Source organism: Alteromonas sp. G5_S2_22_S1, assembly GCF_054968525.1.
In genome coordinates this window covers 44,124-70,888 of record NZ_JBQKUJ010000004.1, presented here as the reverse complement: position 1 = coordinate 70,888, position 26,765 = coordinate 44,124, and the positions used below count along the sequence as shown (strand labels likewise).

Here is a 26,765-nt window from a genome sequence, read left to right as displayed (position 1 = left end):
TAAACGCGTAACACAAGGTATTCGCGAGTGCTGCTTAGTTAATTACAACCGCGACGGCCTGCTGTGCGGGTCGCCTTCAATGTGATCTTTTGGTTCCCGAGGTTTAGGTTTTGCCGCTATAGGTACCTCTTCTTCGGCTTCCTCACCTTCATCGTCAATATCCCACGTGCCTTCTGCGCTCCATGGGTCGTCGTCTGGGAACTCACCAATATTGATTTCTTTTACCGAGTAGTCGGGCTGGTAACGCATGTCGTAGTTTGCGGCCCGCACAATGGCAATACACAACATAAAGGCAACAGCTAATAGCGGTACGCCCCCTATTATTGATGCGGTTTGTAGTGTTTCTAGCCCGCCCACAAACATAAGCACTATGGGCATGAATGATAGCGCAAAGGCCCAGAATAAGCGGTTCCAGCGCAGCGGCTCTTCGTCTACTTCTTTTTGCACTACAGCAGCTAGAATGTAAGAAATAGAATCGAAGGTAGTGGCGGTAAATATTAACGCCAATAAGGTGAATACAAAGATAACTAGGTAGTCCATAGGCAGCGTATGCAGCATGGCAAAAATGGCCGCCGTTGGGCTTTGTTGGTTAAGTATGGTGACTACGTCTAGTTCACCTGAAAGCTGTAGGTACAGGCCATAATTGCCCATTACCATGAAGAATAAGAAGCAGCCCATGGTGCCGAAAAACATAGAGCCTGCCACCATGGTACGAATAGTACGGCCCCTTGAAATACGCGCAATGAAAAGCCCTACGCTTGGTGCAAATACCAGCCACCATGCCCAGTAGAATATGGTCCAATCTTGTGGGAAGTGAGTGTTTTCAAAGCCGTTGAATTCGGCGAAAGGCTCTAGCCATGTAGCCATTTTTATAATATTGCTCATTACTCGGCCTAGGGCGTCTAGACCTGTGTTGGCCATAAATAAGGTTGGACCAACAATAAAGATGAACAACAGTAACCCAACGGCCAGCCAAAAGTTAATGTCTGACAGCAGCTTAATGCCTTTTTTAAGGCCAACATAGGCGCTGTAACCAAATATAGCGGTACAGGTAATTAGCACCACTACCTGCGTAGTCAGCGATTTAGGTACCCCGAAGAGTTCGTGTACCCCTTCGTTTATCATAGGTGCAGCTAAACCAAGCGTTGTCGCCCCGCCGCCTAGCATGCCGAAAATAAAGCTGATATCGATAATTTTACCCAGCCAACCGTGGGCCATTTTCTCGCCTATTACCGGCATTAAGGCTTCAGATATTTTAAGTACGCTGTGGTTGCGTACGTAGTAGAAGTAGGCAATAGGTACCGCAGGAATAAGGTAAATAGCCCAAGCTAGCGGGCCCCAGTGGAATATACCGTAGGCCGCGGCCCATTTTGCAGCTTCGGGGGTTTCGCCTTCTATGTGAAACGGAGGGGCTTGATAGTAGTACACCCACTCAATCATAGACCAGTACAAAATAGACGCCCCAATGCCTGCGCAAAACAACATGGCAGCCCATGACACGGGCGAGAACTCGGGCTTTTCTTCAGGCTCGCCCAGTTTTATTTGGCCAATGTCGCTAAACATGATGTACACCATGAAGCCACCTGCGCCTACACCAAGTAATAGGTATAAAACGCCCAGCTTGCTGGTAACAAATTCTTTGGCTGTGGCTACCCACTGTGCGCCTTGGTCGGGCCAAATGATAAGAGGAAGGGTGACAGAAAGAAGAAGAATAAGAGAGCCAAAAAAGGTTGGCTTGTCTATTACGCTAAACGCGCTTTCCTGTTCAGTGGAGACCTTCGGCGAGGCCGCATCTCGGGTATTACTGCTCATACACGATCCTTTATTTTGCTTTTTATCGATGCCATTGTGCAATGAAGCTTTAAACGGGCGATCTTTTAAAATAGTTTATCAGAATAGTGTTGTATGTGTGGCGATGGTTGCTTTTATGCGCATGCAGTTTAGGCGCGCTTAGTCGCTGCAATGTTGTAAGCAGGCCGCATTAGCGGCCTATCTTTCTTAGTACACATGCTGGCTTACAGCGTTTTTTGAACTATGTGGCCCTCATCAAATACTGGCGTTATGGTATAGCGTATGGCATTTCGGCCGTTAAGTGCCTTTAGCGCTTGCAACATCCACTGCGCGTATTCACTGTTATGGATTACCTCTACCTTCAGCATGTGCCGACCTCCGGCGACTTGCTCGGCCTTGTTAAGATGGGCGCTCTCGCGGCTAAAACCAAAACAAGGGGATACAGTAAAACCGCTCACACTATCAAACTGAATAAGGCAATCTACCACATCAGCTTCCATTTCTTTGTCGATAAACAACGTTAGTAGCTGGGATTTATCCATTTTGACGGCGCTCCAAATAGTGATAGCCAATAGGTAGAAGATATAATGTGATGAGCGTGGATGAAATTAACCCGCCGATTACGACTATCGCCAGCGGCTTTTGAATTTCTGCACCAGGCCCTGATGCAAACGCCAAAGGTAATAAGCCAAACATTGCCGTGGTTGCCGTCATTAAAATAGGGCGTAAACGCGATACTGCCCCGTTTGCTACGCGCTCAGATAGCAATAACGACTGCCTTTTCAATGATTCGTAATGCGACACCATTACCACGCCGTTTAGCACTGCCACACCGAGTAGCGCTATAAAGCCCACTGAAGCCGGAACTGAGATGTATTCGCCGGTAATAAACAGTGCATAAACGCCGCCCATTACTGCAAAAGGCACGTTAGCCATAACCAGTGCAGCCAGTTTCAGCGAACCAAAAATAGTAAACAATATCAGTACAATTACAGCGATTACTAAAGGTATTACTGTAAGCAGGTTATTCGTTGCGCGTATTTGGTTTTCAAATTCGCCGCCGTACTCTATGGCATAGCCTGATGGTAAAGACACGCCAGAACGAACAGCCTTTTGCGTAGCCTCAACAAACCCCACTAAATCTCGGCCTTCAACGTTTGTAGTTACAACAGCAAAGCGCATAGCCTTTTCTCGCTCGATAACTGCTGGGCCCTGTGTCCGGGTAATGTTTGCTATATCAGAGAGCATTAGCTCTTGGCCCGAGGGCATAAGTACCATCATGCTGTTAAGTACATCTGGTGATAGAATAGCGGCCTGCCCCTGCTCTAACTCGCCAAAGTAGATTGGCGTGCGCACTCTGCCTTTTATTACTTCTCCCACCTGAATGCCGGTAACCTGCATTTTTAGATAGCGTGAGAGTGCCGCGTTAGTCATTCCAAACGCCATGGCCACACCTGGTTTGGGAATAATGCTAAGAAAGTCACCGCCTTCGATGAGCGTGGCATTCGTGTCTACTGCGCCCTCTTGCTTTCGAACAACGTTAGCCACGTTATTTGCAATATCCGACAGTGTTTGCATGTCAGCGCCAAAAATTTTGATGGCCACCATACCCGTTGTGCCGGTAAGCATTTCAGACACGCGCATTTGTATAGGCTGCGTAAAGCCAACGTTTATACCCGGGTATGCCTGAAGCGATTCTCGTATGGCCGCTTCCAACGCTTGCTTATTGCTAAAGCGCCAGGTATTTGAGGGTGCAAGCTGCATAAAAACGTCGGTTTCATTTAAGCTCATGGGATCTAGCCCCAATTCGTCTGAGCCTGTTCGCGCTACAACTTGCTCTATCTCTGGAAACGACGCTAACAGCATGCGCTCTATTTGTTTGTCTATTTCAAGTGATGATGAGAGTGATATGGTTGGCGACTTTTCAAATTGCACAATAATATCGCCTTCATCCATAACCGGCATGAAGGTTTTGCCCGTTATCGAGAACAGAAGACCGCTTAAAACCAGTAAACTAAGTGCCACTATGCCTGTTAATTTAGCGTGATTGAGGACGAACGTTAAAGAGCGTCGATAGGCTAACTGAAGAGATTGCAAATATTCCGGCACACCTCCGTCTTTGGACGAAAGTAAAAACGAAGCAACCACCGGAATAAGGCTAAATGCAGTGACCAGTGAGGCAATCATGGCGTAAACAATGGTGGTAGCTACCGGTGAAAACAGTTTACCTTCCAGCCCGGTTAACGTTAGAAGGGGCATGAAAACCACGATAACAATAACGGTGCCTGCAATTACTGGTACCGCCACCTCGCGGGTAGCACGATATACCAAATGAAGGCGAGGTAACGGTTTATTCGCGCCAAGCTGCGATAGGGTATTTTCAACCACAACCACCGACGCATCTACCAGCATACCAATTGCAATGACCAACCCGCCAAGGCTCATCAAGTTTGCTGTAATGCCCGTCATACTCATAGCAAGAAACGTAAGCAGCACAACAATAGGAATAACCAGCGCAACCACGAAAGACGCACGCACATTACCAAGAAACACAGCCAATACAACAATAACGATAAGTACAGCTTGTGTGAGCGCATTGGTAAGGGTGCCAACAGCGGTATCGATCAACGTTTTACGGTTGTAAAAAACGTTAAGCTCGGTCCCCTCTGGCAGCGTAGCTTTCAGCGCCTTTAGCTTTTCCATCACCCCTTCAACAACACTGGCTGTGTTACTGTCTTTTAGCGCTACGATTAACGCTTGAGTAGTCTCTTCTCCGTTTCGGGTCACCCCGCCATAGCGCGTAAGGCTGCCAAGGGAGAGTGTACCGAGATCAGACAGTCTTACCGGCTGCCCGCCTACGTTGCCTACTACTAACTCCGCGAGCTCTTCAAGGCTTGTGGCGCGGCTTTGCGTTCTGATCACAAGTGAGTCGGCGCCTGCTCGCACTCGCCCAACGCTTCCATTCATATTAGCTTCGGCCAGAGCTGTTTCGAGTTGATTTAAACTAAACCCATAGGCAACTAAGCGCGATAAATCGGGCGCAAACTGAAATGTTCGAGTAAACCCGCCTAATACGTTCACATCGGCAACGCCGGCTACGGTACGAAGCACAGGGCGTATTTGCCAATCGAGAATATGCTTGCGTTCTTGCAGTGAAAGACTTGGGTTTTCAATGGTGAACATAAACATTTCAGACAAAGGGGTACTCATAGGCGCGAGCCCGCCTTCGGCAATGGCTGGCAGCAAATCGGCCACGCTCGCTAAGCGTGCGCTTACTTGCTGCCTGGCCCAATATATATCTGTGCCTTGTTCAAAATCTAGCGTTATGGATGTAATGGCGTATTTCGTGGTTGAACGCAAAATGGTCTGATGTTGAATACCTAACAACTCGGTTTCTATGGGCTGGGTTATTTGCGCTTCTACTTCTTCTGCGGTCATGCCATTTGCTTTCATGATGACCTTAACTTGTGTTGGCGAAATATCAGGAAATGCATCGACAGGCAGATTCAACCAGGCGTTAATTCCAAAAGCAGTCAGCCCAATGAAAGCGCCAAGTACAAACAACCTCTGTACAAGCGAAAATTGTATAATCCGGGCTATCACTCCATCTCTCCCAATCCAATAAGCACACCTTGCACTGCACTTACCGATGAGGAAAGCACAGGCTGGTTATTAAGCTGTGGCGTTGCTTTGATTAAGAGAGCGTCTGATCCACTTTGCCCAACTACCTCCACGGGTACAACGTTAAGCACGTTATCAGAGCGCACGAATACCGACGATTGGCCGTTCAGGTAAAACACGCTTTGTGCGGGAATTTTCAAAGCTTTAAGCTGAAAGTGACCGCTGACTTGGGCCCGCTGGCCTAATTTCAGGTTGCAGCTTTCAGGCAGTGGCTCAGACCACACTGAAGTAAGATACTCGTTAACTATTGCGTCTGTACGCGCAACTTGAACCTGGCAGTTCGCGGTTTCTATTGCTGATATTAGGCTTGCCTCATCAGCGCTTACCATAGTCTTAATTCTGAGTGAACTATTGCTGATTATGCTGCCTAGTCGCGTTGCTTCCGCGTCTTTCTCACCGTTTGCATATAAAAAAAAGCCTGCCTCTGGGGCAACCAAATATCCGATATCGTCATCTTCGTCTGACTCAAACATTTCAGCAAAATGGTCTAAGTGCCCCCAGGCAAGTTTTGCGTCGTAATAAGCTTGTGCGATAGAAAACCAGGTAGACTGTGATATGGCGTTCGCTTCAAATAAGGGCTTGTTCGCATTAAACCGTTTTTGGCTGATATGAAGCAACGCAGTTTTTGCTTTTAAATTTTCAGTAAAATGATGTACTTCACTGCCTTTTAGCATAGCTAACTTCTGCCCTTTGCTTACGGCTGAGCCATCGGCTACAAGATATTGCACCTGCTGCGGCGTCATTGGCGCCATAAGGTGTAATTGGGAGCCCGGAAAAGGCGCTACAATACCCGTCGATACCGCCTTTTGCACGCTTTGTGACGGCGCTGCGTTGACGTAGGTTAAATTTAACTTTCCAAGGCTGTCGATTGGGACTTCGGTCTGAGCAATAGCTGACAGCAGAAACAAACTTGTGAAAACAAAGGTGAATAATTTCAAAGCGTAACTCCTGCGATTTGATTAACTTTTGATATTGCTTCAGCGCGACGTAGACGATTGAGAGACAGCGTTAGCTTAAGCTCCTGCTGGGCGATAAGTTGCTCTAGCCAAAATGTTTTGGGCAACACGCTACCCTGCTGTTGGTACAGGTCGGCGATCTCTACACCCAATTCAACCTGCTCCTCTAAATTGTTTGTAGCTTCAGTAAGATAGTTAACCTGTTGCAATGCGTCGTTGAGCTGCGTTTGTAGGCGTGTGTACGTTTCTGCCAATGCTTCGGTAAGTTCGTCGCGTGTTGCTTTCCATGAGGCATAATTGTTTGCAGAGTTGCCCTCGCCCATTGGCAGCGGAATATTAATACTGACACCAAGCAGATTCTCATTGCCCGCTGGTCCCCTAAGCTGCCTTGCTATAACGCCTAGCACCCAAGGAGAAAGTGATTGATCAGACTGCGCCAAGTTCATATCAATCTGAGATTGGCTCAGGGTAAGTAGCCTTAATTCAGGGTGTGTTTGCAGTTTGTTCTCAAGATCACCAGCTAGGGCTTCGGTCACTTGCTCTGGTAATACATCAGTACCCGTGACTTGTTTGTATTGTTTCTGCGCCTTCTCTAACGCCATTTGCGCTTTTTTCAACGCCAATTGCTGTGAAAGTTTTTCCTGCTGCCACCTCAATGAGGCGATACGGTCGAGCTCGCCAGTTTTTGCTAAGCTTGCTATTACACCGTCTAACGACGCAATCCACTCTTGCTTGCTTAAAAGCCCATCTACTTCGGCTTTTGCAAAGAGACGCTGCCACAGTGCCTCTCTTATTAAACCGCTTGTCATTAGCCTGAACCGCGTTTCCTGAAGGTTATCCAGCGCGTTGGTAATAGACAACTGCTGAGCGTCTAGCTCTCTGCCCGCAGGTGACCGAAAGGGAAAAAACACCCCTACCTCATATTCATCTGTACCGCCTTGTGTATTGCTTGGCAGTGCAATAAGCTGCAAAGAGGCTGGCCCTTGTAACCAACGATTGATACTTTTAACGTTATCCTGCAATTTTTCGGGGTTAACGTTATAGATTTGCTTTAAGCGCTGTGTAGTATTGTTGGTGATAGCACTTAACGTTTCAGCCGCCACGCTGCTGATTGAAAATAAGCTCGACACGAGAAAACTTAAAAGGATGAACAGATAACGGGTATTCATAAGCAGACGCCAGAGAAACTAATACCTCTAGTATTCTCCTTTATATGTCTCATCGTCATTAGACATATGTCCCATAAAGCCCTAACTTACTGTTTTTAAAGAAAATGAAAGATAAAGTAATTACTAGCCTTTTATTGCTCATCATGTTTTTAAACTTCAGAGATGTCATGGTCGATTTGTCACTGAATGTGCCTACTTCACACATTATCGAAGAATCGATGATTGTGTTACTTGCGGGTTTGATGGCTGTCTATCTTATCTTTGATATGCGTAAACGCACCCGAAAAACAAAGCTGTTACTCGCCGAGCTCAATACCGCCACTGCACGATTGAGCTCTATGAATAACAAGCTGCGAAATGTGAAAGCGCAATACTTGCACGAGGTCGAAAATCAGTTCAATGATTGGAGCTTAACCCCGAGCGAAAAAGAGGTAGCCTTATTCATGTTAAAAGGCTTAAGCACGCAAGAAATTGCAGCGGCAAGAAATACAAAAGAGAAAACCGTTAGACAACAAGCATCGGCAGTTTACGCAAAGTCTCAACTTGAAGGGCGCTATGCACTAGCCGCTTGGTTTTTTGAAGATATTCTTCAACAAGAAGATAAAGCGGCATAGCTCTTTGAATAAAGACAAACCCAATTGTTGAATGAGTCGATAGTTCGGGCGTAGAAGCAGACTTCTAGGTTTGAGCGAGGCTGAGCCAGTCCGTTATTTAAGTTTATTATTACAACCGGTCTCAATTTTCAATGTCTATATCAGTGTAGGCCTATTTCCGACGTTATTATCAATAAGTTGTTTTTTATGTTTATGAGTATTTCAATAGGCCCAATTGCCCTAACAGTTGACTCTCTTCTAACTATAGTAAGTGTTATTTCACTATGGTTGCTAACTGCTTTTTTCACTCGCAAGGCATCATACAAATCGTTTGCTACTGATACCTTATTTTATAGTTTATTTACAGGGTTGTTCGCCGCTAGAGTCGCGTTTGTTATTGCCATGTGGGAGGTGTACCAGCACGACTGGCTATCAGCAATTGATATACGAGACGGTGGTTTTAACCAATCAATAGGTTGGTTTGCAGGGGTGTGCATCATGTTATTTAGAAGCAAAAAGTACAGCCAACTGTTTTCTATATACATAAAATCGGCAGCTATTACGGCTGTTGCAGTTTTCCCTTTTTTTGTTTTTAACTCAATGCTAAGCAATCAAAGAACGATTGAAACTATCAACGTTTACAATGCTGACGGTACACCCATCGAGTTAGTTTTAAACAATAACAAGCCTACCGTTATAAACTTTTGGGCGTCGTGGTGCCCGCCTTGTAGGCGAGAAATGCCAATGTTGGAATACGCGCAAAAAAACGATGTAAACATAGAGTATATTTTTGTAAATCAGGGAGAAGCGCCGAGTAAAGTACGACAATTTTTGGGCAAACAAAAAATTGATTTGAAAAATACATATTTTGATTTTACTGGCAGCACAGCAAAAGAGTTAGGCGCTTTCGGGCTTCCCACCACCTTATTTTTTAATGCCGGCGGTAAATTGGTTGACAGCCATATGGGCGAATTGTCCGAGGCAAGCCTTCAATATTACTTAGACCCCTTACGAAAAAAAGCTATCAACAGCAGTGATTAAGCGGAAGCCTGGCAACTATAAGCCAAGGCTTCCATTTCGCTATACTAGTACGTTAAGTTCTTAAAATTGCTATTTAGTAAGCGCTCTGCAACCTCAACGGGTTTAGCAACGGTAATTCCTTCTATTAGTGCATTGTCAGAACCCGGTTTATTAGGAAGATAAAGCGGGCAAAGCTCTACTTTTGCGCCTAACTGGATTAACTTTTTAAGCATCATTGACGGTGAGGCGTCCATTGGCTTCATCGGCTTCGTTACAGTACTGCGTAGCGCCAAATTACCCGCAGGACCACATAATGTAATATGTGCCTCTTTCCCATGTGTCTTTATCGTTTGAAGCGATAGCACCATCGCCATCATCTGAGCCTGTTCATTTTCTGATGTAATGACTACCGCTAGACCGTCAACCAAGTTGGTCTCTTTTGCCTCAACGAGGCCTGAAACGCTAGCTAAGAGCGCTCCAACAACAAGTGCTTTTAAAAATTTTGTCATCATTTCATTCCTAATTAATTTCATTAAACGATTAATCCGATGAAGCTATTCAAAAAAATACATTAGAAAAACCTCATAACTCACTATACATTAAATGTGTAAATTAAATACACCTTTAAACAAAAGAGAGCTTAATCATGACGACAGAAATTCAAAACAACGTAACTTTCCCGCAACTTAACCGCCCTGCACCTGACTTTTGTGCTAAGACAACGCACGGTCAAAAGTCACTTTCTGATTACAAAGGCAAGTGGTTGGTACTTTTCTCTCACCCTGCTGATTTCACGCCAGTATGTACTACTGAATTCATCGGTTTTGCTAATGCGGCTGACAAGTTTGCTTCACTTAATACTGAGCTACTTGGCCTTTCTATCGACAGCACGCATTCGCACATTGCTTGGGTTCGCAACATTAAAGAGAAGTTTGGCGTAACTATTCCTTTCCCAATCATTGCTGATTTGTCGATGGAAGTAGCGAAGGCTTACGGTATGGTTCAACCTGGCGCAAGCGACACGTCTGCTGTTCGTGCAACTTTCATTATCGACCCAGAAGGTATTCTTCGCGCTATGGTTTATTACCCAATGAGCAATGGCCGAGCAATTAATGAATTCGTAAGATTGGTTGAAGCACTACAAACCAGCGATGCAAACAGCTGTGCAACCCCTGAAAACTGGAAGGTTGGTGATGAAGTTATTGTTCCACCTCCTCACACTATCGAAGATGCCGAAGGTCGTGAGTCTGCGGGCTACAACTATGTCGACTGGTACTTCTGTAAAAAAGCGCTGTAAGTGAAACGCTTTTATTGGTGGCATGAAAGCATGCCACCTAATTCTAAATTTAGGAGATCACCATGAATATTGAAATTACTTCTTTCTTAGACGATGACAGCGAAACCTTTACCTATGTAGTTGAAGATAAAGTTTCTTCAAAAGCGGTAATCATCGACCCGGTATTAGATTTTGACTACAGCGCGGGCCGCGTACATACCGCCAGTGCACAGAAAATTGCAGACTTTGTAGATGAACGAGGGCTTTCAGTAGAATGGGTTTTGGAAACCCATGCCCATGCTGATCACTTATCAGCCGCACCATTTTTCAAGCGCAAATATAACGCCAAAATTGGTATCGGCGCGCGCATTACTGAAGTACAAAAAATATTTAAAGCGCTGTTTAATTTAGAGAAAGAGTTTTTACCTAACGGTGCTCAATTCGATAGATTGTTTGAAGAGGGTGAGGTTCTTGAAGTGGGTTACATGCGCTTTGAGGTTATGCATGTACCGGGGCACACACCTGCAGACATTGCCTATTTACTTAATAACGAGTCGGTATTTGTGGGTGACACTATGTTTATGCCGGACGTGGGTACCGCACGATGTGATTTCCCCGGTGGTAGCGCAACTACCCTGTACGACTCCATACATCGTATTTTGGCATTACCTGAAGAAACCAATATCTACGTTTGCCATGATTACCCAACTCAACATCGCACACATGAAAGCAAGGTGACAGTTGGCGAGCAGCGGGAATACAACATTCACGTTAAAGACGGTATTTCAAAGGATGAATTTGTAAAAATGCGTGAAGCGCGGGATGCGACGTTAAGTATGCCCAGACTTATTTTGCCTTCTATTCAAGTTAACGTGAGAGCCGGTGAGTTACCACCACCAGAAAGCAATAACGTTAGCTACATCAAAGTGCCTATTAATCAACTGTGAGGTGAACGATGAAAACGCCAAAGGTATTTATTAGCGAAGTGAAAGCTGCGGTTGAGGAAGTTACAGTAGACGATTTAATGGTGGCGCTGACCCAACCAGACGTTATTTTGATTGATGTTAGGGAAAGTGAGGAATACCAACACGGCCACATTAACGGCTCGGTGAATTTCCCTAGAGGCATGCTTGAAGCAAAAATATGTAGCCACCCACTTCTTGCCCATCATTGCGAGGAACAGGACGCAATTAACGACTTGGCGCAACGCAGTGTTTACTTAATTTGTAAGACCGGCGGCCGGTCCGCGTTAGCCGCTAAATCGTTAACTGATATGGGCCATAAGTATGTGTTTTCTGTGGCAGGGGGCATGGATGAATGGCAACGTAAACAGCTGCCATTAAGTCATTAATGTGCACGGTACAGTTGAGATACCTGATGAGACAGCAGTTCAAGCAAAATGTCTTTAGTTAAGCTTTCTACCCTGTCATTGGGTTTAGTTCTCATATTCTTACCTAACACTGTAATAGCAAATAAAACACCCGAACATAGCGTTAGAATAACGACTAATGTTCGGGTTAGATACGAATACGTAAATAATCAATTGTCTGCATCTAACGCAGCTGACGATGCAGTCGTAACAAGAATATCCACACATGCTGCTTACCAATATGGTCCACTTCAGTTTGAGGCTGAACTCATGGACAGCCGGATTTTTAAAGACGGTCAGTTTACACCAGTGGGAACAGACGATTCTAATGCGTTAGAGCCTGTCCAACTCGCTGCGTCTTGGCGAGGTGTAGTAGACGACGAAAATTTAGAAACGATTGCGTTAAAAGCAGGCCGGTTCACGATGGACGTCGGAAGCAGGCGCCTCATAGCCAGAAATAGATTCAGGAATACGCTCAATACCTTCGACGGCGTAAAAATTGATGCCTTTCTATCAAACCTATCAATTACAGCGTTTTATACCTTACCTGTTACCCGAAAGCCTACTTTAGATATTCATCAGAGCATTAATGATAGGGAACTTGACTCATCAAGTTCAGACGTGCGTTTCTATGGAATTCATGCAAGCCTAAAAACATCTGTTGGTGACGTCGAATTTTATGGGCTTCAAGATCAAGACTCACTAAAAAGAACACAAAGACAAACCTTCGGTAATCTGGCCAACATAAAACTTTCACAACAATTAGGTATAAATTACGAAGTAGCTTTACAGCGCGGAGATTATCGATCACAACCCATTAGCGCTAACTTTTTCCACATAACGCTATCTTCAAGGTTCAGTCGAGCTATTGTGAGTGTGTTTTATGATTTTGCATCTGGTGATGATGCGTCAACAGAGTCATTTGAAGGTTTCAGCACACTGTTTGGCGCAAGAAGGTTCGAATATGGGCCAACAGGCATTTTTGGTTTATTTGCGCGCAACAATATGGCATCGATGGGCGTTTCATCTGATATTCAATTGAATGAACGCAATAACCTTTTTATGCAGATACGTACGTTCGATATACATCGAAGTGGCGCTTCAGGCCGTTTGAACGGCGAATTACTCGGTAATGGTGACTTTCTAGGTACGCTGTCTGAGCTACGTTTTCGAAGCCAAATAGCTGAAAGCGTGCAATTTGAGTCAGGAATAGCGCTTGCCAATCTAAACAGAAAAGTGGTCACTGGCGAACGACTCACTAGTTACGCCTATCTGCAGGCTAGCTATGCTTTTTGAGAGCCCCAACAAAACATTAAATATAGTTAACACATAAACTAATATATATATTTAAAATATACATTTAAGAAGCTAGAGCGTAAAATACCGCTATCAGTCCTAAATAGGGTGAATTAAAAACCCTGTTGCGTTTATCTCTAAAGAGGCCAGCATTATGGAATTAGATCCTCTCGTACTGTCGAGAATACAGTTCGCATTTGTGGTGTGTTTTCACGCCATATTCCCAGTGTTTACGATTGGTCTGGCAAGCACTATTGCTGGATTTGAAACACTTTACTTCAAAACTGAAAACCCAATTTGGCAACGTTTGTCAAAATTTTGGATACAGGTTTTCGCCGTTGTTTTCGGCATAGGCGTGGTTTCCGGTATTGTTATGTCGTTCCAGTTTGGCACAAACTGGAGTAACTTCTCGTATGCCACGGCTAACTTTTTAGGGCCTGTGCTAAGTTACGAAGTCATTACGGCTTTCTTCCTAGAAGCGGCGTTTCTTGGCGTTCTGCTTTTTGGTCGAGAAAAAGTACCGCAAGGGGTACACCTTTTTGCCGCTATCATGGTGGCAACAGGAACGTTTATCTCTTCATTTTGGATATTGTCAGCCAACTCACTGCTGCAAACCCCAGACGGCTTGGAGCTTATCGACGGCATTTACCACGTAAAATCTTGGGCTGATGCACTATTCACAGCATCTTTCGGATATCGCTTTACGCACATGGCCTTAGCTTCATTCCTTACTGCCGCGCTCGTTGTAGCAGGCGTTAGTGCATGGTTCATTTTGCAAAAACGTGAACTAGAAGCGAATAAAAAAGCGCTGTCTGTAGCGTTATGGTTCTTATTGTTCCTTGCTCCACTTCAAACGGTTATTGGAGACTTCCACGGTTTAAACACCATGAAACACCAGCCTACAAAAGTTGCGGCGATGGAAGGTAACTGGGAGACAAGTACAGGTGTTCCTCTACTGCTTTTTGCTATTCCAGACAAAGAAGCACAAACCAATCATTTTGAATTGAAAATTCCTAAGTTAGCCAGCTTCATACTCACTCACGACTGGGATGGTGAAGTGCCGGGGTTAAAGGCGGTACCTAAAGAGGAACAACCTCCTGTGTTTGTTGTGTTTTGGTCGTTCAGGGTCATGGTTGGACTTGGATTGCTGATGGTATTGTTCGGCGTATGGGGGCTTGTATACAGGAAAGGCGGCAAAATTTATACATCGCCCGTTTTCTTACAAGGCCTTAGATTGATGAGCATAAGCCCGTTCTTTGCGGTACTGGCAGGCTGGATTGTCACTGAGGCTGGAAGAGCACCTTGGCTTATATACGGCCAAATGACTCATGCAGAAGGGTTAACGCCTTCGCTGACCGGTGGCATGGCACTGTTCTCGTTAATTGGATATGTAGTGGTATATGCTTTGGTATTCAGCGCTGGTATTTACTACTTGCTTAAGGTGTTCAAAGGCGGCCTAGAAAAAGCAAACGCCTCTCATGAAATGGATGAAGTAGAACGTCCAGCTCGCCCATTTTCTGCTGGCCACGTGGCTATTGATGGAGACTTATAAAAATGGAACCAACATTTGATTTGACCTTAATTTGGGCTGGCATCATTGGTTTCGGGATCATGATGTACGTGCTAATGGATGGCTTTGACTTAGGCCAAGGCATTTTGTACCCCTTCGCACCCGACGAACAAGCACGTGATAAAATGATGAACTCTGTCGCCCCTGTGTGGGATGGCAACGAGACTTGGCTTGTTTTGGGAGGCGCAGGGTTGCTTGCGGCCTTCCCTCTGGTTTACTCAGTCTTTTTACCGGCCCTTTATATTGGCGTATTTTTAATGCTGGCTGGCCTCATATTCAGAGGCGTTGCATTTGAATTCAGGTTTAAAGCAAAAACGTCAAAATACCTATGGAGCTGGTCATTTTCTGTAGGTTCATTTGTTGCCTCTTTTGCACAGGGTGCGGTAGTAGGCGCTTACATTCAAGGTTTTGAAACTGAAGGTTTTGTTTACTCAGGTGGCCCCCTTGATTGGTTAACGCCGTTTACCGTATTAACAGGTCTTGGTCTTGTTGTAGGCTATGCGCTTCTTGGCAGCACTTGGCTTATCATGAAAACGGACGGTGCGGTACAACAATGGGCATATAAAATTACGCCTAAATTGCTTATCGCATTGCTTGTTGTATTTGGTGTAGTGTCTTTCTATACGCCTTATGTAGATAGCACAGCAATGGTCAGATGGTTTGAAGGTTTTAGTATTATTTGGGCACTTCCGGTATTGGTATTATGGTGTGCCTATGTAGTATTTCGTTCGGTTAAAAAGCAACAAGATGGTATGCCTTTCGTTGCCACAATGGGTATATTCTTGTTCAGCTACCTTGGTTTATTAGTTAGTAAATGGCCTTACATTGTTCCACCAAACTTTACTATTTACGACGCCGCGTCTTCTTATAATTCACAACTTTTCTTGTTGTTGGGCTTCTTATTTGTTATTCCCATTGTATTAGCCTACACCAGCTGGACTTATTGGGTATTTAGAGGAAAAGTAGGCGACGCTGGTTATCATTAATCATGACTAGTAGTACCCGAAGCGCGCCTGACAACAAAGCTGTATCAGGCGCGCAGTTTTTAAAAGAGCAAGTAGCCAGCCAACGCTCCCTTTTGAATCAATCAGTGTTTTTTGGTTCGATAGGGTCAGTGCTTATGATAGTGCAGTGGCTGTTAGTTGCGCTTATTGCACATGATACGCTTGTAAACCAATCCTCTCTTAGTGATTTGTCTGGCTATTGGCTGCTTCTTTTAGTTGTTAGTGTTGTAAAACCACTATTCACATGGAAGCAAACTAACCTTGCACAAGACGCAAGTGCCAATGTAAGAAACCATTTAAGGAATACACTGCTTAAACAGTGGAATGCCACCAGCCCTGTTGCACTACAAAGCCTATCTAATGGCGCCTTAGCGTCGCAATGGGTTGAAGATATCGAATCTACTGACGGCTATTTTTCTCGCTATTGGCCTCAGCAAATGCTTGCTGTGATAACCCCTCTACTCATTCTTGTTACTGTTGCCTATTTGAATTGGCTTTGCGCCATTTTGCTCTTAGTATCGGCGCCTCTCATTCCTCTTTTCATGATTTTGGTTGGCATGGGCGCTGAGCATGTGAACGAAAAGTATGCGTTGTTACGCCAACGTTTAGCCGGGCACTTTCTCGACCGTGTCGCAAACCTTTCAACTATTGCGCTTTTAGGCGCGCAAAAAAATATGTCTGATGAGGTTGCTAAGCGTGGTGACACTTATCGTAACGTTGTTATGAAAACACTTAAGCTAGCGTTTCTTTCTTCAACGGTACTGGAGTTTTTCACCAGCGTAGCCATTGCAAGCCTTGCTATTTATATTGGTTTTTCACTTTACGGGGCAATTAATTGGGGGCCTGCACAGTCGTTAACGCTGTTTTCAGGGCTTGGTATTTTACTGCTTGCACCCGAATTTTTTAAGCCATTGCGCACGCTATCGACTTACTATCACGACAGAGCCAGCGCTTTAGGCGCCGCCAATAATATAATGTCTTCACTGCAACACTTGGAAGAACAACAAGTGCTATTAGGCTGCAGCGATGGCAGACACGTTATAGCTTCAAGTGATGTAACGCGCTTGATGTTTAAAGACACCGTTATTGGGTACAGCGGCAATAAACAGAAAATGTCTGCCCTTAACTTTTCGTTTTCCGGGCGAGGTTTACTGGTTTTTTCTGGCGAATCGGGGTGTGGTAAAACCACCCTTCTCAACACCATTGCAGGTTATTTACACCCAATGTCGGGCAGTGTTGAACTAGCACTTAAAGAAGTGCAATCCATTGCCTATTTGCCTCAGAAAGCATGGATTAAAAACGCTACCGTTCGAGAGAATTTATCCGTCACCGCCGCCTTCGCATCAGATGAAGATATGTTAAGGGTTCTTGAAAGACTTGAATTGTCAGATGAGCTTCTAACACATCATAACGGGCTAGACACCGTGATCGGTGAGCATGGGCAAGGGTTATCTGGAGGACAAATGCAGCGTATTGCGCTAGCGAGAGTACTGTTAAACCCACCCGAACTTATTTTACTTGATGAGCCCACGGCAAGCTTAGACTTAAAAAGTAGGCTCGTAATTACTGGCGTTTTAGACGAGCTTAAAAGCCGCGCCCTTGTAGTGGTTGCAACACATGACAGCGACCTTATAGCAAAAACCAGTAATCATTTTGACTTAACCAATAAGGCCTAACGGTTATATGAAGTTTTGGTTTTCAATTATCTTTAAGAATGAGCGTAAACGCCTGCTAATTGGGCTCTTTTGGTCGTTTTTTACCATGCTTTCTGGCGTGGGGTTACTGGCGCTTTCCGGTTGGCTCATTACTGCCACGGCGTTAGCTGGAATAGCCATAGGTGCGGGTTTAATTGTAAAGCTTGATATGTATATGCCGGGCTCTGGGATCCGCTATTTTGCCCTTAGTCGGACCATTGGCCGATATATTGAAAGACTATACAATCACGATACTATTCTGAGGCTAATTGCGACATATCGCGTCACGATATTTAATGCGCTCTCCCGTAGGCCTCTTCACGATGTAAGGCAAACGTCTGACAGCGAGTGGCTAAGCCGGCTCACATCAGACTTAGATGCCCTTGATAGCATATTAATTCGTTACACCATTCCAACTCTAGCCACAGGGCTTCTTTTAGGTGTGGTAAGCCTTTTTTTGTGCTTCATATGGTTTGAGTTTGGTGTTGTTTTTATAATTGCTTCAACGCTAGCCTGGTTACTTCTTATACTGTTTTCAATACGGCAAACTAAAAGCGCCGCCTCGCAAGCCATTTCGCACTTAAATCACACGAGAGAAACCTTGATTAGCCATCTTAAGGGCGCATTTGTGCTCAATAGCCAGCATTTGATGAGTCATCATTCAGGTGACACTACGAGAGCACTCTCGCTATTTGAACAACATCACAATAATCTGCAAAAACGTATTGCTCGAATTCAGGTGGTAACCGATTCAATATTTGCTATTGCCCTTGTAGCTACGCTTTATGCCAGCCTATGGGCTGTAAACCACCACATTATTGAGGGGCCAACAGCTATCATGTTGGCACTTTTGTTTGTCGGTGTAGCTGAGCTTTTACAAACCACACCAGAACAGTTCAGTACATGGGGAAAAACCGACTATGCAAGTAAGCGCCTATCAACGTTGGCCAGTGAAAGCAATGTAAGTAATAACACTGATATCGCGGCGATAAGCGAAGTGCGTTGCACGGTAAGTAATCACCCACATATTCCCGCGAGTGCGTTACGCAACATAAGCTTTAATCTGATTGATACGACCCCTTTTTTAATCACAGGCCGCTCTGGTTCTGGCAAGTCAACCTTGGCCAAGCTTATGTTCAAGCTTGTACCGTTAGATAAATCGAACGCTAGCGTAATGATAAATAATATATCTGTACAAAATATTTCGTCAGACAGCTTGTATCGCCACTGTGCCTATCTAGAGCAAACCTCTTCATTACTGTCTGGCAGTTTGTACTACAACTTAACATTGGGTCTTGAAAGCATAGAAGACAGTAGAGTGTTCGATGTACTTTCGCTAGTAGAGCTACAAGCGTGGGCTGATTCGCTTCCCGAGGGATTGAATACCTGGTTAGGTGAAGGTGGAGCAAAGGTCTCTGGTGGGCAGGCAAGGCGTATTTGTTTAGCGCGTTTATTACTCAGAAACCCTGAATTTATTGTATTGGATGAGCCGTTTAATGGTCTAGATAGCGCTATGGCAGAGCGTATTTTCATGCGTATATTGCCTTGGCTTACGGCACGAAAATCTATTGTTTTACTTCATGAAGTGCCCTTGTTTATCGAGCAGCAAAGTATTGATTACCATTCACTTAATGTGGATTTATCAGCAGCGTAAAATTTGAGGCGCCGTTTATTTAACGCAAACGAGCGACAGTGCGTGTGGTGAAAGTCTTTTTATTCATTACTGGCATCTTGAATCCGCCTGCTTAAAAGCCAGCCTGCGGCATAAAGACCCACTGAGAAAATAAAATGGGATAACAGTACTTTCGACTGAAGCATGGCAGGGTTTGGTGTATGCAAGCCTGCAACGCCGTATCCCATTCCTGGATACATAAGGAAAAAAGGAATACTGCAAGTGGCAAAACCCACAATAAAAGCCGGCATGAACGATGGTTTTTGAATCCACCTTAAACCTGTAAACACAAGCATAAGAAGCGCAAACCCGACGCCAATCGCATAGTGGCCAAACCACCCCAGCAGTAATTCACCCTTTCGCGGCTCTGCGGTTTTAATTGATTCATGGGAAAATACGCCGTCTGTCATATAAATAACCCATCGCCCAATAAATTCATACCGCGTTAGTGGCTTATCTAGGACGATGTGTTGCAGATAGTTCACAGCGTCTAAAAAGGCGGTTGCTGCTACACCGAGCACTATTGATAAGATTAAGAGTGTGGTTCTGTCATCTTTGTTTGCTAAAGTGATGCTCATGGTCAATTACCTAAGTTGAGCCGACAGGCTAAGCTGAATATTCCTGCCCATGCCTGATGCATCTGACCCAAAAATAACGCTCATAGGCCCACGTACTACATCAATTCTATAGGCATTAACGGGGTCAACGGTTGGTGCATGTCTAATTCCAAACTGTTGAAAGTCCTGAGGCACACCATCATGCAACACTCGCACGCGGTTACCGGTTAAGCCTCTTACAACTGGCTCTCCCGCTTGCCCGCCTGCACTTACCGTATCCACTCCGGCCATATGTGAAATTGAAAAAACGCCACCTTTAAGAGGTGGCCAGGTAGTTTCGACCATATCCAAACTGGAAAAGACATGAAGTATCTTGTAATGAGTTAAGCGATATCCAATTTTGAACTTCGCTAACTCACTACGCCTCTATAATATATATTTGAAATACACATTACAATATTAAATAAAGAATTATTTATATTTTTGCTTTTAGTTTTAAAAATTGGAGGAGTGTGAGAGATAGGAACAAGCAGCATTTTATTTAGCATCGCCCTTTGATAAGCGGTGCTTACGTAAAACTCAAGTGCAGTCCATTTTCTAAAATAAAAAAGCTCTAGCCTTTCTAACGGGCTAAAGCTTCCTGTCGAATTTAATGACGAGTTACTTATTTATATGCTGAGTTTCAGGCTTAGCCAGCCACTCTCTGCCTTTCAGCATGCCTTCCCAATAAATGGGTGGAAGCAACTTTTCTTTTAAATACCATGCCAGGCGCGACGGTTTCGTGCCATCCAATACCCACGTCGGCATACTGTTAAGAATTTTCCCGCCATAGCCGAATTCGGCCAATATCACTTTGCCTCGCTCTACAGTAAGCGGGCAGCTGCCATAACCGTTGTATATGGCTTTATCTGTTTGTACACCACGCTCGTAAAGCAAGTTGTTGGCAACCACCGGCGCTTGCATACGCGCAGCTGCCGCCGTTTTTGCATTAGGGGCGTTTATTGCGTCACCGAGGGCAAAGATGTTTGGGAACGACTTGTGTTGTAGCGTTGACTGGTCGACATCAATCCAGCCATTAGCATCTACAAGCGGGCTGACTTTGATAAAATCTGGCGGAGACTGGGGCGGAACCGCGTGCAGCATATCGAACTCTGTTTCGACAAGCGGTGCATCAGGCTCTGCCACTTTTTTAAATGATGCCACTTTTGCTTTGCCATCAACCTTCACCAGCTGGTGTTCAAAGTTGAGCGTTGCGTGATATTTTTTGACGTATTCCATAAGTGCCGGCACGTATTCTTTTACACCAAAAAGTACGGCGCCCGTGTTGTAGAACTCAACGTTAATGTTATCTAGCACGCCTTCTTTAAACCAATGGTCGCAAGACATATACATGGCTTTTTGCGGCGCACCTGCACACTTAATTGGCATTGGCGGCTGTGTAAATACCGCCTTTCCCTTTTTAAGGTTTTTCACCAATTCCCATGTGTAGGGCGCCAAGTCAAAACGGTAGTTTGACGTCACACCATTTTCGCCCAGGGTTTCACTTAAGCCTTCCACTTTATTCCAATCTAGCTTAATGCCGGGGCAAACCACTAGGTGTTCGTATTTAATGGTGCGACAGCCGTCTACCACAATCATGTTTTCTTTTGGCGCAAAGGCCGCTACGCCGGCTTTTATCCATTTAACATTATTAGGAATGACAGATGCCACAGTGCGCACCGTGTCGTTGGCGTTAAATACGCCCCCGCCTACTAGCGTCCAGCCAGGCTGGTAGTAGTGCACTTCGTTAGGCTCTACTATGGCAATATCTAAATCTGGGCATCGCGATTTCAAACTTGATGCTACAGCAACACCACCCGCGCCCGCCCCTACTATCACTACAGCATGAGAGTGATCGGCATGATCACTGGGCGTTTCGCCGCCGTTTTTTAGGCGTCGCACTACCCCGCTTAGGTCGTAGCCGGCTTTTTGTGAAAGACCGAGTATCTCTTCATAAGAAAGGGTTTTGGTTGCGGTCATTGCCCATAGCGTAATAGAGCGCGTGCCTGTTCTGCAGTAGGCAAATACCGGGCCTTCTAACTTTTGTAAGTTCGCTTCAAATTTTATTGCGTCTTGCTGAGTTACTTTTCCGCTAACTACTGGCTGATACACGCAGGGCATGCCCAATGAGGATGCTTTTGCTTCTATTTCAGCAAAGGTGGGCTGGTCTGCACCTTCACCGTCAGGGCGGTTACAAATAATAGATTTGAACCCTGCTGCTTTTATTGCCTCAAGCTCATCCACTGAGATTTGAGGGCAGACAGATAGCTGTTGTGTTACGTTGGCGTATTGCATAACTCACCCCTTCAAATGGCATTTACAGGAATTTTAATGAACTGCTTACCGCCTTCAGATTTCTCGCCAAACTGGCCGTTTCGAAGGTTTGCTTGAATAGCGGGTAACAGTAGTTTGGGTACCGCAAGGGTTGCATCTCTTGCCTCGCGTTTTTCCACATATTCCTGAAGCGTAACTTCTGGGCGAATTTGCTTGTTCGTTTCCTTGGCTTCTTTGATAGATACTGTTGATAGCGGCGCTGTACCTTCTTTGGGATAGTCGTGACCAAGATAAACAGTGGTGTCGTCAGGCAGGGTGAAGAAGCGCTGAATGGTGTTGTAAAGTTGCTCTGCACTGCCACCCGGGAAGTCGCATCGTGCTGTACCTAAGTTGGGGGCAAACATGGTGTCGCCCACAAATATTTTGCCGTCTACTAAGAAGCTTGCACAGGCTGGGGTATGCCCCGGCGTATGCCATACTGTCACTTCATATTCGCCGATATTGAACGTGTCGCCTTCTTCGAACAGCACATCAAACTGACTGCCATCGCTTGGCGTGTCGTTGGCCGTTTCAAATACATCTAGCCAGGTATTTAGCACCGTTTTAATACCTGAGCCAATACCAATTTTGCCGCCAATTTTAGACTTTAAGTAGTGCGCAGCCGTAATGTGGTCGGCGTGTACGTGGGTTTCTAGAATCCACTTATTAGTAAGCTGTTTTTGGTTGATGAAGTCGATAACCTTGTCGGCGCTTTCCATTGACGCGCGACCCGAAAAGATATCGTAGTCAGCAACCGAGTCTATCACGCCACACTCTTTGGAAGCGGGGTCGAATAGCACGTAGGTAAACGTGGCCGTTTTGTTATCGTAAAATGTTTCAACGTTCATGGGTGTTCTCCTAAAGAAGCTCTTTGGTCATGATAAAAACGGCAATAACTAGAGTGAAAAATGCAAAGAACTTCTGCAAAGCTGCACCATCTAGTTTTCCCGCTACCTTCGTGGAGACTGCCATCCCAATAAACGTGGCTACCAACATAAGCGGCAGCAAAGGCATCTCCAATTGAATTCCGGTTTGTAGGTCGCCTACGAAGCCAAGCAACGACTTTAAGGCGATAATGAATAAAGACGCGCCCACCGCGTTTTTCATGGGCATGCCTAAAATAAGTACCAAGGCGGGTATGATAAGAAAGCCACCGCCTGCGCCGAGTATGCCGGTGACAACACCCACTACTGCGCCTTCAATAACTATCAGCCCAATGTTGGGTTGTTTTTTCTCAATGACCTGTGTTGCTGGCGTCGATTTGCTATAAGCCTTTTTCAACATCATGGCAGCCGAGGCCAACATCAGTGCAGCAAACAGCACCATGATGCCCAGGTTCTTATCTATGGTTAGCGATTGAAAAGAAATAGTTTCGGGAATGGCGGGCATTAGGTAGGCCCTTGAAAGATAAACAGCAATGATGGAAGGCACGGCAAATAAAATAGACGCTTTAACGTCTACTAGACCTTCTTTGAAATACCTTACCGCGCCGAATGCAGCTGTGGCCCCTACAATAAGCAATGAATAGCCGGTGGCGACATCTGGCGTAACGCCCATTAAGTAAACGAGGATAGGCACGGTGAGGATAGAACCCCCTCCGCCTATTACGCCTAAAACCATTCCCATAAGAACAGCAGCGATGTAGCCAAGAATAATCATATCGACACCTTATTTCATTTTGATATATAATAGAACAAAATATACATTAAAGTATATTCTAAATATATATTTAATTTTCGGGGTGCTGTAAAATTGCTAGATTACGTTAATCGTTTTTTTAGATATCCCATGAAAATCAATACTTTTACCAATTTAGCGTTTCGCGTTTTGATCTATCTCGCGCTACGCAAAAACCAAACTGTAAAGACAAGTGAAATAGCAGACGCGTACTTTGTGTCTTTCAATCACTTAAAAAAGGTCATCACTTTGCTAATTGACCAGGGATATATCATTGGTACGAAAGGGCGCGGTGGCGGCATTCGGTTGGCGAAAGAAGCCAACCTAATAAACATAGGCGAGGTTTTTAGATTAACTATTGAAGATGTAGCGTTAGCTGAGTGTTTTGCATCACCAACGAATAAATGTGTTATTTCGCCCACATGTCGCTTGAAGACAATTCTTCAGGACGCTGCGGATAAATTTATAAGCGAGCTTGATCAATTTACGCTTCATGATTTGGTAAAAGACAGAGAAGGTGCATTAGCGATGCACCTTGCCATCGATTTTATAGAAGTTGAGTAGAAGTTTTTTAAGGCTTCTATTTGTACTGTGTTTATTCGCGATAGCGTCATTTAACTTGGGCATCGCACGGGTAGATTTAGGAGAGAAAATTGGAAAACTGGACGACAACACCCTTTGAGCCGTTAGACGGTTTGGCCGGCGGACTGCTTATTGGTGCGTCAGTGGTATTGCTGCTATATACCCTTGGTCGTATTGCAGGCATATCAGGTATTGCAGCAGGCGCGATGACGCAACAAGGTTCAGAGCGTTACTGGCGGCTGGCCTTTTTAGCAGGCATTGTTTTGTCTGCCGTGCTTTATATTGCCTTTACCGGCGGTATGCAGGTACAAACTCAAATGGGGTCGGCGTGGTTGGTAGTAGCGGGCTTATTAGTAGGCTTCGGTACACGCCTTGGCTGTGGCTGTACGTCGGGCCATGGCGTGGCAGGCTTATCGCGATTATCCCCCCGCTCTATTGTGGCAACGCTTACCTTTATGGGTGCGGCAATTATTACCACCACAATTATCAGACACCTGTAAGTTAACTGAGGAGACAACCTATGAGAGTAATTATCGCCTCGCTAATTTGTGGGCTTTTATTTGGCTTTGGCCTTCTTATATCGGGTATGAGCAACCCTGCCCGCGTGCTTAACTTTTTAGATTTCAGTTCAAATTGGGATGCCACATTAGCGTTTGTAATGGGCGGCGCTATTTTAGTTGCAGCGCCAGGTATGTATTGGGTGCGCAAGCGCAACAAGCCTTTGTTTGCCGATAAGTTTGATATTCCAACCAGCACAACTATCGACGCTAAGTTAATTTTAGGCTCTGCGGCTTTTGGTATTGGCTGGGGTATTAGCGGCTTTTGCCCAGGGCCTGCCGTGGTAGCCATTGCGTCGCTTCAAACCGATGTGCTGTTGTTTGTAGGTGCTATGGTTGTTGGCATGCTGGCGCAGCATTGGTTGAAGCCAAAAGCGGCTTAAAGCATAACTGCCTTTGCGGCTTTATCCCCTAGTGGGTATAAAGTCGTAATTATCCCTTTAAGGGGATAAACGTGCCAGCCACTTACAAAAGTGAAAATAGCTGACTTATCGTTTTGCGGTTTTCCCTTTCAATAAACCTACCCCCAATGCGGCCATGATCACTGCAACAACGCCGTTTAAGTAATTAAAAAACGCATAGGGCGCGTAATCGAGCACGTCAACGCCTAGGGTAGCAGAGTAGAACGCGCCGGCGGTTGTCCACGGAATAAGCCCTGTGGTCATGGTTGCGCCTTCTTCTACCGACCTTGATAGCACGGCAGGGTCAAGGTTCTGCTGTTCATATTTTGGTTTAAATAGTTGGCAGTTTAAGATGATTGAGATGTAGGCTTCGCCCATAGCCACATTGCCCAAAAAGCCAGAGGCTATGGTTACCGCTATTAAGCTTGCCGTGCGCTTTACCCGTTTGATGATGCCCGCCAACAGCGCCGATAAAAACCCTGCACCATGCAATATGCCGCCTAATGCTATTGCCATTAAGGCGAGTAATAGCGTCCAGCTCATGCTGCTTATGCCGCCCCGGCCTAATAGTGCGTCTAGATTCGCAATTCCCGTGTTTTGAGGGGTATTTTCCCAAAGAGCATTAAGCACATTAATGGTGTTGGTGTTTTGGTAGAAAATAGCGATGATGACCGCAAGTAAAATGCTGAATGACATGGTGACTTCAGCCGGGACTTTTTTGATGCTTAGTACCGTAAGTAGCACCAGAGGTAACAGTGTTATATAGGGTGCAAGGTTATAATGCGTGGCAAGCGCTGCTTTAATTTCAAATACCTGACCTGCGTTTAAACTTTCGCTTGCGTAGCTAAAACCTATCACTAAAAAAATGACCAGTGCGAGAAGGAAGCTAGGCAACGTTGTAAACAGCATGGCATACATATGCCGATAAAGGTTGGTGCCCGCACTCATGGCCGCAAGGTTGGTAGTATCAGAAACCGGTGACATTTTATCGCCAAAGGTTGCACCGCATACCACCATGGCCGCCACAATGGGCAGTGGTATGTTCATGGCTTCACCAATGCCCATTAGCACTACGCCCATAGTCCCACCGTTCCCCACGATGTGCCCGTTGCCACCGACATTACCGCACACAAAATTAACCCCACCGCCAGAAATATGCTTGGGTTTAGCCAACTTAAGCCGTAATAAATTAACGTTGAGATAGTGCCGCTTTGCATAAAGCTGGCGATAACCATGCCTATAAGGATAAAGATATAAATTGCTGGCATGGCTCGGGTTAACGCGCTGGTCATTAATTCCCGAATTTGCAGGTATGTGTACCCCAAACTAAACGCATTAATACCGGCCCACAATAAACACAAAAATATAAGCGCATGCAGGCTAATACCCAGGCCGAACAGCCCACCGGCTATTAGCGCGACAATAACGCTAAAACAAAGCAGTGACTGAGCAAAACTGGGGGTATTCGATGGTTGAGGCGACATGAAAGACCTGTTGAACCGCTTTAAAAATGAAAGTAGTGAAAAACAGTATAACGACTTTGCTATG

At 45.2% G+C, this 26,765-nt stretch carries 24 protein-coding genes and 1 pseudogene; 13 read left to right on the top strand and 12 right to left on the bottom strand.

The genetic code is table 11. The annotated features are described in order from the left end of the window. Nucleotides 1–42 precede the first annotated feature (42 nt). The 5 genes from ACTRWF_RS06335 to ACTRWF_RS06315 form a co-directional block, all read right to left on the bottom strand. Nucleotides 43–1,812 (bottom strand): BCCT family transporter, encoded by a 1,770-nt coding sequence (locus ACTRWF_RS06335; protein ID WP_462835248.1) that lies wholly within the window; start codon nt 1,810–1,812, stop codon nt 43–45. Between the two features lie 203 nt (nt 1,813–2,015). Further along, nucleotides 2,016–2,333 (bottom strand): DUF3240 family protein, encoded by a 318-nt coding sequence (locus ACTRWF_RS06330; protein WP_462835247.1) that lies wholly within the window; start codon nt 2,331–2,333, stop codon nt 2,016–2,018. Continuing rightward, nucleotides 2,326–5,394, bottom strand: coding sequence for an efflux RND transporter permease subunit (locus tag ACTRWF_RS06325; RefSeq protein ID WP_462835246.1), 3,069 nt, complete (start codon nt 5,392–5,394; stop codon nt 2,326–2,328). Before ACTRWF_RS06325 ends, ACTRWF_RS06330 begins: the two co-directional genes overlap by 8 nt. Further along, nucleotides 5,391–6,410 carry an efflux RND transporter periplasmic adaptor subunit gene (locus ACTRWF_RS06320; RefSeq protein WP_020745135.1) on the bottom strand — a complete coding sequence of 340 codons (1,020 nt, stop codon included), beginning with the start codon at nt 6,408–6,410 and terminating at the stop codon, nt 5,391–5,393. Before ACTRWF_RS06320 ends, ACTRWF_RS06325 begins: the two co-directional genes overlap by 4 nt. Further along, nucleotides 6,407–7,597, bottom strand: coding sequence for a TolC family protein (locus ACTRWF_RS06315; RefSeq protein WP_015065879.1), 1,191 nt, complete (start codon nt 7,595–7,597; stop codon nt 6,407–6,409). The genes ACTRWF_RS06320 and ACTRWF_RS06315 overlap by 4 nt, the downstream gene beginning before the upstream one ends. Before the next feature lie 104 nt (nt 7,598–7,701). Here ACTRWF_RS06315 and ACTRWF_RS06310 point away from each other — a divergent pair, with 104 nt between their 5' ends. After that, complete coding sequence (locus ACTRWF_RS06310) at nt 7,702–8,211, top strand: helix-turn-helix transcriptional regulator (RefSeq protein WP_012516621.1); 510 nt, start codon at nt 7,702–7,704, stop codon at nt 8,209–8,211. A 192-nt stretch (nt 8,212–8,403) separates the two neighbouring features. Continuing rightward, entirely contained in the window at nt 8,404–9,231 is an 828-nt protein-coding gene (locus ACTRWF_RS06305; RefSeq protein WP_232363091.1) for a TlpA disulfide reductase family protein, read from the top strand. Between the two features lie 44 nt (nt 9,232–9,275). On the opposite strand, the gene ACTRWF_RS06300 is transcribed toward ACTRWF_RS06305, so the two are convergent. Next, on the bottom strand, nt 9,276–9,722 hold the full coding sequence (locus tag ACTRWF_RS06300; protein WP_232362892.1) for a hypothetical protein: 447 nt from the start codon (nt 9,720–9,722) through the stop codon (nt 9,276–9,278). Between the two features lie 134 nt (nt 9,723–9,856). Between ACTRWF_RS06300 and ACTRWF_RS06295 the strand changes: the two genes are divergently transcribed. From ACTRWF_RS06295 to ACTRWF_RS06260, 8 genes are all read left to right on the top strand, one after another. Then, nucleotides 9,857–10,507 (top strand): peroxiredoxin, encoded by a 651-nt coding sequence (locus ACTRWF_RS06295; RefSeq protein WP_012516618.1) that lies wholly within the window; start codon nt 9,857–9,859, stop codon nt 10,505–10,507. 62 nt (nt 10,508–10,569) lie between these two features. Beyond that, complete coding sequence (locus ACTRWF_RS06290; RefSeq protein WP_024015442.1) at nt 10,570–11,433, top strand: MBL fold metallo-hydrolase; 864 nt, start codon at nt 10,570–10,572, stop codon at nt 11,431–11,433. Nucleotides 11,434–11,441: 8 nt separating this feature from the next. Continuing rightward, a complete protein-coding gene (locus ACTRWF_RS06285; protein WP_015065873.1) occupies nt 11,442–11,837 on the top strand; it encodes a rhodanese-like domain-containing protein in 396 nt (131 codons plus the stop codon). A 48-nt stretch (nt 11,838–11,885) separates the two neighbouring features. Then, the gene (locus ACTRWF_RS06280) at nt 11,886–13,151 is read left to right on the top strand and encodes an alginate export family protein (RefSeq protein ID WP_462835245.1); all 1,266 of its coding nucleotides are present in this window, start codon (nt 11,886–11,888) and stop codon (nt 13,149–13,151) included. Between the two features lie 154 nt (nt 13,152–13,305). Then, nucleotides 13,306–14,703, top strand: a complete 1,398-nt coding sequence (locus ACTRWF_RS06275; RefSeq protein WP_012516615.1) for a cytochrome ubiquinol oxidase subunit I — start codon at nt 13,306–13,308, stop codon at nt 14,701–14,703. Nucleotides 14,704–14,705: 2 nt separating this feature from the next. Continuing rightward, on the top strand, nt 14,706–15,707 hold the full coding sequence (cydB, locus tag ACTRWF_RS06270; RefSeq protein WP_012516614.1) for a cytochrome d ubiquinol oxidase subunit II: 1,002 nt from the start codon (nt 14,706–14,708) through the stop codon (nt 15,705–15,707). A 2-nt stretch (nt 15,708–15,709) separates the two neighbouring features. After that, nucleotides 15,710–17,401: a thiol reductant ABC exporter subunit CydD gene (cydD, locus tag ACTRWF_RS06265; RefSeq protein ID WP_020742599.1), complete on the top strand. Its 1,692-nt coding sequence runs from the start codon at nt 15,710–15,712 to the stop codon at nt 17,399–17,401. 7 nt (nt 17,402–17,408) lie between these two features. Next, nucleotides 17,409–19,073 (top strand): ATP-binding cassette domain-containing protein, encoded by a 1,665-nt coding sequence (locus tag ACTRWF_RS06260; RefSeq protein WP_462835244.1) that lies wholly within the window; start codon nt 17,409–17,411, stop codon nt 19,071–19,073. A 59-nt stretch (nt 19,074–19,132) separates the two neighbouring features. Here ACTRWF_RS06260 and ACTRWF_RS06255 read toward each other — a convergent pair whose 3' ends face one another. The 5 genes from ACTRWF_RS06255 to ACTRWF_RS06235 form a co-directional block, all read right to left on the bottom strand. Then, nucleotides 19,133–19,669 carry a DUF2938 family protein gene (locus ACTRWF_RS06255; protein WP_012516610.1) on the bottom strand — a complete coding sequence of 179 codons (537 nt, stop codon included), beginning with the start codon at nt 19,667–19,669 and terminating at the stop codon, nt 19,133–19,135. Between the two features lie 6 nt (nt 19,670–19,675). Next, nucleotides 19,676–19,993, bottom strand: a complete 318-nt coding sequence (locus ACTRWF_RS06250; protein WP_023559473.1) for a TonB-dependent receptor plug domain-containing protein — start codon at nt 19,991–19,993, stop codon at nt 19,676–19,678. A 315-nt stretch (nt 19,994–20,308) separates the two neighbouring features. After that, entirely contained in the window at nt 20,309–21,982 is a 1,674-nt protein-coding gene (locus ACTRWF_RS06245; protein ID WP_348680644.1) for a bifunctional protein tyrosine phosphatase family protein/NAD(P)/FAD-dependent oxidoreductase, read from the bottom strand. Between the two features lie 11 nt (nt 21,983–21,993). After that, complete coding sequence (locus ACTRWF_RS06240; RefSeq protein WP_012516607.1) at nt 21,994–22,848, bottom strand: MBL fold metallo-hydrolase; 855 nt, start codon at nt 22,846–22,848, stop codon at nt 21,994–21,996. Between the two features lie 10 nt (nt 22,849–22,858). Next, nucleotides 22,859–23,659, bottom strand: coding sequence for a sulfite exporter TauE/SafE family protein (locus ACTRWF_RS06235; protein WP_015065867.1), 801 nt, complete (start codon nt 23,657–23,659; stop codon nt 22,859–22,861). Nucleotides 23,660–23,788: 129 nt separating this feature from the next. On the opposite strand from ACTRWF_RS06235, the gene ACTRWF_RS06230 reads away from it, so the two are divergent. The 3 genes from ACTRWF_RS06230 (at nt 23,789) to ACTRWF_RS06220 (ending at nt 25,199) form a co-directional block, all read left to right on the top strand. After that, nucleotides 23,789–24,241, top strand: coding sequence for an RrF2 family transcriptional regulator (locus ACTRWF_RS06230; RefSeq protein WP_012516605.1), 453 nt, complete (start codon nt 23,789–23,791; stop codon nt 24,239–24,241). Nucleotides 24,242–24,330: 89 nt separating this feature from the next. Beyond that, nucleotides 24,331–24,759 carry a YeeE/YedE family protein gene (locus ACTRWF_RS06225; RefSeq protein WP_278384370.1) on the top strand — a complete coding sequence of 143 codons (429 nt, stop codon included), beginning with the start codon at nt 24,331–24,333 and terminating at the stop codon, nt 24,757–24,759. Nucleotides 24,760–24,779: 20 nt separating this feature from the next. After that, nucleotides 24,780–25,199, top strand: a complete 420-nt coding sequence (locus ACTRWF_RS06220) for a YeeE/YedE family protein (RefSeq protein WP_012516603.1) — start codon at nt 24,780–24,782, stop codon at nt 25,197–25,199. A gap of 105 nt (nt 25,200–25,304) precedes the next feature. Here the strand turns inward: ACTRWF_RS06220 and nhaC are convergent. Further along, nucleotides 25,305–26,701: pseudogene (gene nhaC / locus ACTRWF_RS06215) on the bottom strand (Na+/H+ antiporter NhaC). Nucleotides 26,702–26,765: the final 64 nt, after the last annotated feature.

Excerpts from the sequence above, each read along its gene's own strand:
- ACTRWF_RS06330 (WP_462835247.1), bottom strand. The coding sequence starts at position 2,333 with ATGGATAAATCCCAGCTACTAACGTTGTTTATCGACAAAGAAATGGAA.
- ACTRWF_RS06300 (WP_232362892.1), bottom strand. The coding sequence starts at position 9,722 with ATGATGACAAAATTTTTAAAAGCACTTGTTGTTGGAGCGCTCTTAGCT.
- ACTRWF_RS06285 (WP_015065873.1), top strand. The coding sequence starts at position 11,442 with ATGAAAACGCCAAAGGTATTTATTAGCGAAGTGAAAGCTGCGGTTGAG.
- ACTRWF_RS06310 (WP_012516621.1), top strand. The coding sequence starts at position 7,702 with ATGAAAGATAAAGTAATTACTAGCCTTTTATTGCTCATCATGTTTTTA.
- ACTRWF_RS06260 (WP_462835244.1), top strand. The coding sequence starts at position 17,409 with ATGAAGTTTTGGTTTTCAATTATCTTTAAGAATGAGCGTAAACGCCTG.
- ACTRWF_RS06230 (WP_012516605.1), top strand. The coding sequence starts at position 23,789 with ATGAAAATCAATACTTTTACCAATTTAGCGTTTCGCGTTTTGATCTAT.
- cydD (WP_020742599.1), top strand. The coding sequence starts at position 15,710 with ATGACTAGTAGTACCCGAAGCGCGCCTGACAACAAAGCTGTATCAGGC.
- ACTRWF_RS06335 (WP_462835248.1), bottom strand. The coding sequence starts at position 1,812 with ATGAGCAGTAATACCCGAGATGCGGCCTCGCCGAAGGTCTCCACTGAA.
- ACTRWF_RS06245 (WP_348680644.1), bottom strand. The coding sequence starts at position 21,982 with ATGCAATACGCCAACGTAACACAACAGCTATCTGTCTGCCCTCAAATC.
- ACTRWF_RS06275 (WP_012516615.1), top strand. The coding sequence starts at position 13,306 with ATGGAATTAGATCCTCTCGTACTGTCGAGAATACAGTTCGCATTTGTG.
- ACTRWF_RS06255 (WP_012516610.1), bottom strand. The coding sequence starts at position 19,669 with ATGAGCATCACTTTAGCAAACAAAGATGACAGAACCACACTCTTAATC.
- ACTRWF_RS06295 (WP_012516618.1), top strand. The coding sequence starts at position 9,857 with ATGACGACAGAAATTCAAAACAACGTAACTTTCCCGCAACTTAACCGC.
- ACTRWF_RS06315 (WP_015065879.1), bottom strand. The coding sequence starts at position 7,597 with ATGAATACCCGTTATCTGTTCATCCTTTTAAGTTTTCTCGTGTCGAGC.
- ACTRWF_RS06290 (WP_024015442.1), top strand. The coding sequence starts at position 10,570 with ATGAATATTGAAATTACTTCTTTCTTAGACGATGACAGCGAAACCTTT.
- ACTRWF_RS06220 (WP_012516603.1), top strand. The coding sequence starts at position 24,780 with ATGAGAGTAATTATCGCCTCGCTAATTTGTGGGCTTTTATTTGGCTTT.
- ACTRWF_RS06235 (WP_015065867.1), bottom strand. The coding sequence starts at position 23,659 with ATGATTATTCTTGGCTACATCGCTGCTGTTCTTATGGGAATGGTTTTA.
- ACTRWF_RS06240 (WP_012516607.1), bottom strand. The coding sequence starts at position 22,848 with ATGAACGTTGAAACATTTTACGATAACAAAACGGCCACGTTTACCTAC.
- cydB (WP_012516614.1), top strand. The coding sequence starts at position 14,706 with ATGGAACCAACATTTGATTTGACCTTAATTTGGGCTGGCATCATTGGT.
- ACTRWF_RS06305 (WP_232363091.1), top strand. The coding sequence starts at position 8,404 with ATGAGTATTTCAATAGGCCCAATTGCCCTAACAGTTGACTCTCTTCTA.
- ACTRWF_RS06280 (WP_462835245.1), top strand. The coding sequence starts at position 11,886 with ATGTCTTTAGTTAAGCTTTCTACCCTGTCATTGGGTTTAGTTCTCATA.
- ACTRWF_RS06250 (WP_023559473.1), bottom strand. The coding sequence starts at position 19,993 with ATGGTCGAAACTACCTGGCCACCTCTTAAAGGTGGCGTTTTTTCAATT.